Annotated in this window: 11 protein-coding genes; all 11 read right to left on the bottom strand. The window is 51.0% G+C overall.

What is annotated here, in order from left to right; translation table 11 throughout:
* Positions 1–8 precede the first annotated feature (8 nt).
* From pknB to def, 11 genes are read right to left on the bottom strand one after another with little or no spacing between them, the layout of a single operon-like run.
* A complete protein-coding gene (gene pknB / locus DESHY_RS01690; RefSeq protein WP_008409952.1) occupies positions 9–1880 on the bottom strand; it encodes a Stk1 family PASTA domain-containing Ser/Thr kinase in 1872 nt (623 codons plus the stop codon).
* Positions 1881–1893: 13 nt separating this feature from the next.
* A complete protein-coding gene (locus DESHY_RS01695) occupies positions 1894–3324 on the bottom strand; it encodes a peptidoglycan D,D-transpeptidase FtsI family protein (RefSeq protein WP_008409953.1) in 1431 nt (476 codons plus the stop codon).
* A complete protein-coding gene (locus DESHY_RS01700; RefSeq protein WP_048817798.1) occupies positions 3314–4633 on the bottom strand; it encodes an FtsW/RodA/SpoVE family cell cycle protein in 1320 nt (439 codons plus the stop codon). The genes DESHY_RS01695 and DESHY_RS01700 overlap by 11 nt, the downstream gene beginning before the upstream one ends.
* Before the next feature lie 21 nt (positions 4634–4654).
* Positions 4655–5371 carry a Stp1/IreP family PP2C-type Ser/Thr phosphatase gene (locus DESHY_RS01705; RefSeq protein WP_008409955.1) on the bottom strand — a complete coding sequence of 239 codons (717 nt, stop codon included), beginning with the start codon at positions 5369–5371 and terminating at the stop codon, positions 4655–4657.
* The gene (locus tag DESHY_RS01710) at positions 5349–5840 is read right to left on the bottom strand and encodes an FHA domain-containing protein (RefSeq protein WP_008409956.1); all 492 of its coding nucleotides are present in this window, start codon (positions 5838–5840) and stop codon (positions 5349–5351) included. The genes DESHY_RS01705 and DESHY_RS01710 overlap by 23 nt, the downstream gene beginning before the upstream one ends.
* Position 5841: 1 nt before the next feature.
* On the bottom strand, positions 5842–6630 hold the full coding sequence (locus DESHY_RS01715) for an FhaA domain-containing protein (RefSeq protein ID WP_008409957.1): 789 nt from the start codon (positions 6628–6630) through the stop codon (positions 5842–5844).
* 1 nt (position 6631) lies between these two features.
* A complete protein-coding gene (rlmN, locus tag DESHY_RS01720) occupies positions 6632–7696 on the bottom strand; it encodes a dual-specificity RNA methyltransferase RlmN (RefSeq protein ID WP_008409958.1) in 1065 nt (354 codons plus the stop codon).
* A 2-nt stretch (positions 7697–7698) separates the two neighbouring features.
* Complete coding sequence (gene rsmB, locus DESHY_RS01725) at positions 7699–9060, bottom strand: 16S rRNA (cytosine(967)-C(5))-methyltransferase RsmB (protein WP_008409959.1); 1362 nt, start codon at positions 9058–9060, stop codon at positions 7699–7701.
* The gene (locus DESHY_RS01730; RefSeq protein WP_008409961.1) at positions 9057–9866 is read right to left on the bottom strand and encodes a DUF116 domain-containing protein; all 810 of its coding nucleotides are present in this window, start codon (positions 9864–9866) and stop codon (positions 9057–9059) included. Before DESHY_RS01730 ends, rsmB begins: the two co-directional genes overlap by 4 nt.
* On the bottom strand, positions 9863–10816 hold the full coding sequence (gene fmt / locus DESHY_RS01735; protein ID WP_008409963.1) for a methionyl-tRNA formyltransferase: 954 nt from the start codon (positions 10814–10816) through the stop codon (positions 9863–9865). Before fmt ends, DESHY_RS01730 begins: the two co-directional genes overlap by 4 nt.
* A 22-nt stretch (positions 10817–10838) precedes the next feature.
* A complete protein-coding gene (gene def, locus DESHY_RS01740) occupies positions 10839–11294 on the bottom strand; it encodes a peptide deformylase (RefSeq protein ID WP_008409966.1) in 456 nt (151 codons plus the stop codon).
* Positions 11295–11310: the final 16 nt, after the last annotated feature.

Below are 11310 nucleotides of genomic sequence, written 5' to 3' on the forward strand. Positions count from 1 at the left end.
CCAGGACATCAGATTTCCTTCTCATCCACCAAATTTCCGTCTATATACACCCTTACTTTGGCCTTGCCATAAACCCGTATACTCCTTGAGATCTGATCTCCCGGCTGCTGGGTACTGATGTAAGGGTAGTATTTGCCCCTGACGTCTTCGGTTTCTATCTTAACTTCGTGGGTTTGTCCGTCGTCCGGCACAGTAATGCGTACGGTTACCTCCCGGGCGGTTGGTCCGGGGCCTTTGCTCAGAATTAGATTAACCTTAGTGCCCTCTGCCACCTCTTCTCCGGCGCCGGGCTGATGAGCAATAATTTGGCCGCTTAAATAATCTAAACTTTCCGCCTGGCTGATTACATCGCCCAGTTCCAGCCCTGCTTTATTTAATTCCGTGCGGGCGGCTTCCTGGGTCAAACCCACCAGATTGGGTACCTTTTGCACCGCCGGTTGCGGGCCCTTGCTGATAAACAATTTGATGCGACTGCCTCGCGGCGCTTGAGTATTGCCTGCAGGTTCCTGGGCAGCAATTTTATCAGCCGGTATATCATTGCTGAATACAGGTTGCGGTGTATCTACCTGGAATCCTTCGTTCTCCAGCAGTAACCGGGCTTCATCAAAATACCGGCCGGTGACGTCCGGTACTTTTACCAGATCCGGTCCTTTACTAACCACCAGCAGGATGGTGCGGGTTACTTTAATCTTATCATGGGCTTTCGGATCCTGGAGGATTACTACTCCTTTCTCTGCGTTTGCGTCAAACCGCTCGTTAACAGTTATATTATTAAATCCTCTCTCTTTAAGAATCCTCTCGGCATCCTCCCGTTTAATCCCCACCACCGGCGGCACTTCCGCCTCGGCCACATTGAGGTAACTGTTCAAGGCAAACAGCAGGCCGCCTGTTAACAGCACAACCAGCAACCCCAACACCCCCCAGGCGGCAGGTTTTAATCCTTTACGTTTGTTCCGGGTATGGGTAAGTGCCGCAGATCTGGCTTTGGCTTCTTCTTTAATTAGGTTGGGGCCGGGCAATACCCTGGTGTGCTCGTCTTCTTGGTCATAAAGCGCCATGTTTCTGGTTTCTTCGCTGATGGAAACCAAATCCTCAGCCAAGGCCCGGGCACTTTTGTGCCGTCGCTCGGGCAATTTATCCATCGCCCGCAGCACCACCAGTTCCAGGTCTTCCGGTACGCCCGGGTTAATTTCCCGCAGGGATAAGGGCTGTTCTTGAATATGCTTTAAAGCTACGCCAATTGCACCGTCCCCCTGGTAAGGCACCTGGCCGGTGAGCATTTCATACAGTACCACGCCCAGGGCATAAATATCGGATTTCGGACCGGCCGGTTCCCCCCTGGCTTGCTCCGGGGAAATATAGTGCACTGAACCGACAATGGTATCGGTATGAGTCAGGGTGGAAGCGCTGGCTTGGGCAATGCCAAAATCTGTCAGTTTGGCCCGGCCGCTTTTAGTTATTAAAATATTATGGGGTTTTACATCCCTGTGAATTATATTGTTTTCATGGGCGTGTTCCAGGGCCTCGGCAATTTGCCGTCCCAGTTGGATAACCCTGGCAGGGGACAAGGGGCCTGCCCGGCGGATTAATTCTTTCAGGCTTTCCCCGTCCACATATTCCATCACCAGATAATGACTGCCGTTTTCCTGTCCGACATCATATATACTGACAATATTGGGGTGGGACAAACTGGCCACCGCCTGGGCTTCCCGTCGGAAGCGCCGTACAAAGTCCTGGTCGCTGGCATACTCCGGCCTGAGAACTTTAACGGTAACCAAACGGTTAAGGAAGGTATCTTTTCCTTTCCAAACCAGCGCCATACCCCCGCCGCCCAATTGTTCCAATATTTCATAACGGTTACCCAGAAGTTTGCCTATCATCACTGTCTCACTCCTATAAGTTCTCGCTTCTCAAATACGCTGCCATTACTTCTCTGGCGATGGGAGCCGCCACACGACTGCCGGAACCGGACTTTTCCACAATTACAGCCACTACTACTCTGGGTTGATTGGCAGGCGCAAAGCCGACAAACCAGGCATGGGGCAAACTGTGAGGCTGCCGGACGGTTTTGGTCTCGGCGGTGCCTGTTTTCCCAGCTACCTCCACCCCCGGGATAGCCGCCGGGGAAGCGGTACCCCATTTAACGGCAGCTATCATCCCTTGCTTAATTATCTCAGTCACCGTTGGATCGGCGGCAGTCTGCCAGACACTGCTTGCGGTAACCCGCAGCACTTGACCGTCCGCCCTGCGAACTTCTTTTACCAGGTAAGGCTTCATAATTACACCGTGGTTGGCAATGGCTGCTCCCGCCAGCGCCATATGCAACGGGCTGATTAAGGTATCCCCCTGACCAAAGGAGGTTTCCGCCAGCTGGCTCCGGCTGCGTCGCTCAGGGACAGCCAGAGTACCGGGACGTACCGGTATCCCTAAATCGGGATCTTGATTAAGACCAAATCTCTTAAAAGTATCGCTGAGTCCCTGCCAACCCATTTTTACTCCTGCCGTGGCAAAGTAGGTGTTGCAAGAAACAGCCATTGCTTTAATAAAATCTACCGTGCCGTGAGCCCGGTTGTCGGCTATCCGGTTGCCGTCTACCGTCACATAGCCGGGACAATCAACGGTTGAGGACGCTTGAGCAGTTGCCCGGGCCAAGATGCCTGCCCCGGTAATGATTTTAAAGGCCGACCCGGGGGGATAGGCCCCTTGGGTCGCGCGGTTAAGCAGGGGGGCGTTTTCCTCATCAAGGTTTAAGCCCTGCCACACACCGGGCCGGTCAATGGCATTGCTGTCAAAGGCCGGTGAACTGACCATGGCCAGTACTGCACCGGTTTGCGGATCCAGTGCCACCACCGCCCCCCGCCTGCCCTTTAAGGCCTGCCAGGCTGTTCTTTGCAAAGCAGCGTCCAGGGTCAGCACCAGATCATGCCCCCGGGGGCGGCGGTTTAATACTTTATCCAACAGGTTATTCAAAGTGTCTGCCTCGGTAAGGCCCAATAATTCCTTACTGTAGGAAGCCTCCAAACCGGCGGCGCCATATCTCTCAGAAACATAACCCACCACGTGGGCAAAGGGAGAAATATGGTTTTCTGTTAAATAAATCCTTTTTCCCCGCTCCCCTAACCATTTTGTTTCCGCCAGTACAACACCCTGCCGATCATAGACGGTGCCTCTGATTATACCGGCTTCTCTGGCTGCCAAACGGCGGTTTTGCGGGTGTACAGCCAGCTCCTGACCTTGCTGCAAAACCAGGTAGCTTAAATATAAAATCAGCAAAATAAAGTTACACAGCAAAAAGTAACCCAGATTTCTAATATTATGCTGCATGGTTACGGTTTACCTCGTGGGAAATATTAAGGAGCAAGCCCAGCAACACAAAGTTGGCCACCAGGGAACTGCCGCCGTAACTGATAAAGGGCAGCGTTACCCCGGTCATGGGCAGCAGCTTAATCACTCCTGCAATAATAATAAAGGTTTGCAGCCCCATGAGGGCCGTTAAGCCAACGGCTGTCAAGGCAGCAAAATCATGGCGGGCCGCCAGGGCAATCAGCAGGCCGCGGTAAATAAAGCACATATAAAGCAGCAGTACTGCACAGCCGCCCAGCAGCCCCAATTCCTCCACAATGGCGGAGAAAATAAAATCTGTATGTACGGCAGGAATTAATTCAGGCAATCCTTGCCCCAGGCCGCTGCCGGCAATCCCGCCCGATCCCAGTGCAAACAATGATTGAATAATTTGATACCCTTTCCCCTCCAGAAAAGGCCAGGGATTTAACCATATTTCCACCCTTGATCTCACATGGTCAAAAATATGATAAGCTGCGGTTCCTCCCAGGAAAAATAAAGCTAATCCTATGCCCACATAAAACATGCGGGCGGTAGCAACATATACCATAGCCAGAAAGGTGCAAAAATAAATCAGTGCAGTTCCCAGATCCTTTTGGAAGACCAGTATTAGCAGGGAAATCCCCCACATCACCACCAGGGGACCATACTCGCGGACGCCCGGTATGCTGATGCCAAAAATTTGTTGCTGGCCCGCCGATAAAATTCTCCTGTTTTCTGCTAGAAAACCCGCCAAAAACAAAACCAATAATATTTTAACAAATTCTGAGGGCTGAATTTGTAATATGCCAAGATTTAACCAGCTGCGGGCACCATACTGTTCCTGGCCGAAAAAGATAGGCAGTACCAACAGCAGTACACCGACAGCAGCATAAATATACTTGTAATCAGCCAACCAGTCCGGTTTCCTGAACATGGTGGTCAGGATGACCAGCACCAGTAAACCAATTAATAACCAGGCAAACTGCCTCTCGGCATACTGGGGACGCAAACGAAACAGAAAGATTAAACCCAGGGCAGTTAAGCCGGCTGTAATAGGCAATAAATAAGGATCACAGCAAAATCCGGCCAGCCGCCAATACACACTGATCAGCCAAAAACCAACCATAGTACCGACACTTAGCAAGATAACAAACCACCAGAAGGGTAACTGTTTACCGCCGGCCAGTGACAACTGATAAACCTGCCGCAGCTCCGGGTCCCCTAAATAAAGGGTAACCAGCCCTACAGCCAGATAAGCGGCAATGTAATACAACAAGGTTCGTTCTTCTTTACGCAGGTTGGCTGTCAAATGGCTGTACACCTCCGAAGGTTACTCCATTTCGACCAGAATCATAGTAATATTATCATGCCCTCCCCGTGCCAGGGCAGTATCCAATAAAAGCTTAACCGCAAGGTCTAAATCTTTTTGAGCCAGAATGGTTGATTTTATTTCTTCGGGCCGCATGTGGTTAACCAGGCCGTCAGTGCATAATAATATTTTGTCTCCGGGCTGCAGCCGACGGTTGTAAAAATCAAAGGTAACGGCCGGCGCAGTTCCCATGGCCCGTGTTAAAACATTACGCTGGGGATGACAGAGGGCCTGTTCTTCGGTAATACCGCCATGGCGGAGCATTTCCCCGACCAGGGAATGGTCGTCCGTAAGCTGGATAATGTCATCATCCCTTACCAGGTAAGCCCGTGAGTCGCCAATATGGGCAATAAACAGTTGGTATTCCTGAAAGAGGCCGGCGGTAACGGTTGTGCCCATGCCGCGGTATGCCTCAAATTCACTGGACAGCCGAAAAATCCTTTGATTAGCTTCCTGTAAAATACGCTGGATAGAGGCTTGGATATCTTTCGTTGTCTTTAATGCTTGTCGCAAATTTTCCGCCAGGTAATTAAGGGCCGTGCTGCTGGCAATTTCTCCTGCCTTGTGCCCTCCCATGCCATCAGCCACAGCAAACAGGCCAATATCCGGGCAGGCGCACAGACTGTCTTCATTGCCGGCTCTCACCCGTCCGACATCAGTAATTTGACTCCATTTCATACGCCCACCTCACAAATCGAAAAATAACTTCACCAATTCTAATACGGTCTCCGTTGGCCAGTACAGTAGGTTTTGTCAGCGGCATTTCATTAAGATAAGTGCTGTTTAAACTGCCTAAATCTTCTAACCAATACTGACCCTGTTGATAAAAAATACGGGCATGTTCATGGGAAGCATGCGGACCGCTGAAAATAATATGATTACCCGCTCCCCGCCCCAGCCTGGTTACGTCGCCCAGGGGATAGGTGTCACCGGGCCGGATTTCTTGATCAGCGGAGGTCACCACCTGTAAAACCGCACCGTCGCCCCCGCAAACCGCCGGACAGGAAGGCACGCGTTCCACCGGCTGCCGGTTTTCCCGGGCATTCTCCCGCAGACGGTCGAACATGCTGACAGTTAAGCGAAAAATAAATAAATATAGTAAAATTAAAAAGATGGTTCTTAAGACGGTTATGGCCAGTGACAGCACTTTAAATCTCCTTAAAAATAAGAACTGTATTACCCACCGTAATGACGTCGCCGGTAGTTAATTCTGTTTTATCTACAGGCAAACCGTTCACATAGGTTCCGTTGGTACTGTTGAGATCGGTCAGCCAAAAACGGCCGCCTGTTTTTTCTATTTGGGCATGCCTTCTGGACACGCTGCTGTCTGCCAGAACAATGTCGCAGGTATCACGGCGGCCAATGCTGGTGCGGTAATCGGTCAAGGGAAATTCTTTGCCGGCATCCTTTCCTTCCTCAACCACTAAAACCGCCGAATATTTTGGCTTGACATCAAATAAAGGAGCAGTGTCCGATAAAGGCCTGTAATCTATAGTATCCTGATTATCCGTCGGCAGAGTTGCAGGGGGGGTACCGGCATGGTCTGCCACCTGTCCTGTATCCGGCACACCAAATTTACTTTCTATCACAATATCCCCTGCTGCCACCTTTTCCCCCTCGGCAAAAGTAATACGAGGCCGTCCAACCAGGGTAAACTTTTTTTCCGACGCTTTTTGTACCAGGTAGTCTGCCAGTTCTTCCGACAACAGGGCAGCCATAGGGAAGATCGCTTGATAATCCGCTGTATGCAGTTTTACGGTATATTCATTGGGTACGTAGACATGGGAAACACTAACCCGCCGTTTATCCCGCATCGCCCGGGCCAACTTTTTGGCTATGTCCGTGGGCTGTACCCGGGCATCAGCACTGAACTTATCTTTAAAAAAACCTTCAATGTACTTTTCCAAACTGCTTTCCAGCCCCGCGAACAGTCGCACGTCAGTCACCTCCCGGCTTTTGCTTTTCATACCGGCGTCTTAATTGGCCGCAGGCGGCATCAATATCACCGCCCATTTCCCTTCGGACGGTAACATGCAAGCCTCCTCGGCTTAAAATAGCACGAAACCTTTCGGTTTGGGCCGGCGAAGACCGCTGAAAGCCCCGTTCCTGCACCGGGTTGGCTGGAATTAAGTTAATATGACACAGCAACCCTTTTACCAGAGAGATCAGTTGCCTTGCATGTTCTTCCCGGTCATTGACGCCGGCCAGCAAAGCATATTCAAAAGTAATCCGCCGTCCGGTCAGGTTTACATAATCATGGCAGGCCTCAATTAACTGCGCTAATTTATAGCGGCGGTTAATCGGTACCAGTTGATCCCGTAAAGCGTCATTGGGTGCGTGCAGTGAAACCGCCAGCGTGAGCGGCAGTTTTTTTCGAGCCAGTTCCCGCATACGGGGTACCAAACCGCAGGTAGAGAGCGTGATATGGCGGAAACCGATATTAAGGCCGTATGGGGCATTGATATTGGCTAAAAATTTTAATACATTGTCGTAATTATCTAAAGGTTCTCCGGTGCCCATGATGACTATGTGGCTGACCCTCAGCCCGCTGTCCTGCTGAATGCCCAATACCTGATCATATATTTCGGCCGGGCTCAGGTTGCGCACCAAGCCGCCCAGGGTTGAGGCACAAAACAAACAACCCATGCGGCAACCTACTTGAGTGGAAACGCAGACAGCATTGCCGTAACTATGTTTCATTAAAACACTTTCCACCGCATGCCCGTCCGTCAGGGTAAACAGATATTTTACGGTGTCGCCGTCGGCTGATTGCCGGCGAACTGCCATTTGAGGGGAACTTAGCCAGGCCAGCTCAGCCAGCTTGCTTCTTAATTCTTTGGACAGGTTGGTCATTTCGCTAAAACCGGTTATCCCTTTAGCAAAAATCCAACGGCAGATTTGCTCCGCCCGGAAAGGCTTTTCGCCTAATTGGCTGAGAAGTTGCTGCAGCTCGGTCAGGTTTAAATCCTTTAAATTAACTTTGGAGTTGCTATTTCTACACATTTTTACTCAAATCCTTTTTTTCTCAAGCGAGCCAGGAAAAACCCGTCCATGCCGTGGACATGCGGCAGTAATTGCAAATATCCCCTGGCAGCGGTTGCTTCCCGGTCTAAACCCGGCGGCAGGAACTGTCTTAGGTCACCCAGGCTGAACTCCGGATGGTTCGCTAAAAAGTCCTCCACGACCCCCAGGTTTTCTTCATGGGAGATGGTGCAAGTGCTGTAAACCAGCACCCCGCCGGGGCGCAAGCATTTGCTCGCAGATGTCAAAATCTCCTTCTGCAGCTTAACTATACCCGGCAGCTGGCAGGGGTCTTTGCGCCAGCGGGCGTCCGGTCGTCTCCTTAATACGCCCAGACCGGAACAAGGGGCATCCACCAACACATAATCAGCCCAGCCTTGATATTCCTGATGGATGTCCCGGGCATCCGCCACTTTGGTTTGAATGGAGTTAATACCCAGGCGCCGGCAATTGTCATTTATTAAATCCAGTTTATGGGCGTATAAATCAAAAGCTAAAATCTGACCCGAATCACCCATTAACTGAGCCAGGTGGGTTGTCTTGCCGCCCGGTGCTGCCGCCACATCAATTACCCGGGCTCCCGAAGCCGGATTTAAGACATGCGCCACCAACATGGAACTTTCATCCTGCACCTGAAATAAGCCTTCCCGGAATGTTGTCAGCGATCGGTAAGATAAAAAACCGCTTAAATTTAATCCTTCCGGAGCGTAGGCAGTAACAGTTGCCTTAACCCCTTCATCCTGCAGGCGCGCCTGCAGTTCCTGCCGCGAAATTTTTAAAGTATTGGTGCGCACCGTATTGGGAGCCGGACTGTTGTTGGCCTGACACAGGGCAATGGTGGCTGAAAAACCAAACTCTTTTAACCACCGTTCCACCAGCCAGGTGGGATGAGAATATTTAAGAGCTATAAAATCTACCGGGTCTTGCTCGGGATCAGGAAAATCCAAATTATCCCGTTGTCTTACCACATTGCGCAACACCCCGTTAACAAAATTGGCTGCACCGGCATGGCCGTATTTTTTAGCCAGGTTGACAGATTCGTTACAGGCTGCAGAATCGGGTATCCTGGGCATAAACATAATTTGATAAGTCCCCATGCGCAGAATGTTGCGAATCCAAACGGTTTGCGAAGCCAAGGGCTGCTTTAAAAAATGGGCCAGTATCCAGTCAATGGTATTTAAATGTCGCAATACCCCATAAACTAATTCTGTGGCAAAAGCCCGGTCCAATTTGCCGGGCTGATATTGTTCAAGCACCTTATTGAGAGCAAGGTTAGCGTAAGCACCTTCTTCTTCCACTGCTTTGCCAACCAGCAGAGCCAGCTCCCGGGCGGTGATATTTTTCAATTTTTCATCCCTTCCTCATACCTGTCAGTGGTGCAGCCCAAAAAGAATTCAACAGCCCGGCTGACGCCGGCAATATTAACCGAAGTATTAAAACAGGGTCCATAGGGGCGATCATTTAACACGCCCAGCACCGGTATTGGGCTGCAGTCCTGAATACCGCTGGCCAGGTCCCTTTCACAGGCAACCGCCACAATGGCCCTGGGCCGGTACTCTTTAACAAATTTACGGGCCAGGGTGCCACCGGTGGCTACCCCTACTCGGATACCGTATTTATCACGCAGCATCAGCAGATCAGCCACTTTACATTTGCCGCACCGCCGACAGTTATTGATATCGTGGGTCACCTTGTGGGGACAATGGCTCTCTTGCAGGCAGTGGGGCGCCAGCAAAAGAATTTGCTCCGGGCGCAAAGCCTGCTGATTGGTGCGTACCAGCTCATTATTAACTTCAATAAAAGAATTTTTTATTTTATCTGTATCTATTTTAAAAAGACGCCCCAGCCCGATGGCAAAGGGAAACAGCGCTGACATGGCAACGCGCATCAAAGGCTGCAGCGGTCTGATGGTTTGCGCCAGCCAGATGGTTAGAACTATGCCGCCGATGCCGAAACCTACCGCTAAAATGGCCAGAATAACCAAACCAACCACCGCGATTAAAATTACCTGATGCAGCAATGTCGTAGGGTGATAAAGCAGGTACCAGACGGTTCCCGCCAGCAACCCTACCACCAGCAGGCTGGCCACCAGCAACCCTAAGAACAGTCTTTTGCGAACCTGTGGCGCCTGCATTTGACCGGGAGTAATCATGACCGGAACATTCCTCCCCCACCCAAAACCGTACCGGGAGCAATAGGTTTTCCCCGCAGGAAATCTTCAGCCGCCATTTTTTTACTGCCCTGCAATTGCAATTCAGAGATTAATAGGTGTCCACGACCGGTTTGTACTAGTATGCCTGAAGAACCGGCTTCTAAAACAGTACCCGGCTGCGCGGCGACAGTTTCTGACGAAATCTCCCGCGTCCGCCAAATCTTTAATATTTTGTCTTCCCAGGTGGTATAGGTGCCCGGCCAGGGATTCATGCCCCTGACCTGGTTATGGATGTCTCTGGCCGGCCTATCCCAGTGTATCAGTTCATGTTCTTTTTGCAGCATGGGGGCATAGGTGGCTTGGCTGTGATCCTGGGGTGTCCTGGGCGCCAAACCTTGTTCCAGTAAATCAATGGTTTTTACCAACAGTTCGGCCCCAACCAGGGCCAATTGATCATGCAGCATCCCCACTGTATCATCCGGTCCGATAATCACTTTTTGCTTTAAAATCATATCGCCGGTGTCCATGCCTTGATCCATAAACATGGTGGTAACACCGGTTTCCGTTTCCCCGTTAATGACAGCCCAATGGATAGGAGCAGCACCCCGGTAACGGGGCAACAAAGAAGCATGCAGGTTAATGCAGCCCCGGGGGGGCAGCGCAAGGACGGCCGGCGGCAGAATTTTGCCGTAAGCCACCACCACCAGACAGTCCGGCCGGAGTTCTTGCAAGTTTTGTACAAACTCCTGGGTTCGGATGCTGTCCGGCTGCAGTACCGGCAAATGATTGGCCAGTGCCAGCTGTTTTACCGGCGGCGGTTGCAATTGCTTACCCCTGCCCTTAGGTTTGTCCGGCTGCGTCACCACAGCCACCACCTGCTTGCCGGCAGCCAGCAAAGCCCGCAGGGAGTATGCAGCAAAATCCGGTGTACCCATAAAAACAATGCGCATAAAACTGTCTCCTCTGGCTGATTTATTCTGCTTTACGCAGGTTGCTGGCTTTGTCTACAAAAATAATGCCCTCCAGGTGATCAATTTCATGTTGCAAGGCACGGGCCATAAAGCCTTTTGCTTGGTAAACCACCTCTTTGCCTTGGCGGTTTAATCCCTTGACAATTAATTTATCCGCCCTGGCCACCTCACCAATCATACCCGGTACCGAAAGGCAACCTTCCGTATCCACCGCCTGGCCGGATGCTTCCACTATTTCCGGGTTGATTAACTCTACCAACCCCTCACCTACGTCCACCACGATAACACGCTTAGAAACTCCTATTTGGGGTGCGGCCAAACCGACTCCTTTGGCTGCGTACATGGTGTCGGCCATGTTGTCCAGTAGTTTTAAAATATGGGGCGTTACTTCTTTAACCGGCTTCGCCTTTTCCCGCAGCACCGGATCACCGATTTCTACAATTTGATAAACAGCCATTATCTGGTCCTCCTGT

This window comes from Desulforamulus hydrothermalis Lam5 = DSM 18033, from assembly GCF_000315365.1.
GTDB classification, from domain to species: Bacteria; Bacillota; Desulfotomaculia; order Desulfotomaculales; family Desulfotomaculaceae; genus Desulfotomaculum; species Desulfotomaculum hydrothermale.

Bases quoted from the DNA above. Each gene is read 5' to 3' on its own strand.
- pknB (WP_008409952.1), bottom strand. From the start codon at position 1,880: ATGATAGGCAAACTTCTGGGTAACCGTTATGAAATATTGGAACAATTG.
- DESHY_RS01695 (WP_008409953.1), bottom strand. From the start codon at position 3,324: ATGCAGCATAATATTAGAAATCTGGGTTACTTTTTGCTGTGTAACTTT.
- DESHY_RS01705 (WP_008409955.1), bottom strand. From the start codon at position 5,371: ATGAAATGGAGTCAAATTACTGATGTCGGACGGGTGAGAGCCGGCAAT.
- rlmN (WP_008409958.1), bottom strand. From the start codon at position 7,696: ATGTGTAGAAATAGCAACTCCAAAGTTAATTTAAAGGATTTAAACCTG.
- DESHY_RS01730 (WP_008409961.1), bottom strand. From the start codon at position 9,866: ATGATTACTCCCGGTCAAATGCAGGCGCCACAGGTTCGCAAAAGACTG.
- fmt (WP_008409963.1), bottom strand. From the start codon at position 10,816: ATGCGCATTGTTTTTATGGGTACACCGGATTTTGCTGCATACTCCCTG.
- def (WP_008409966.1), bottom strand. From the start codon at position 11,294: ATGGCTGTTTATCAAATTGTAGAAATCGGTGATCCGGTGCTGCGGGAA.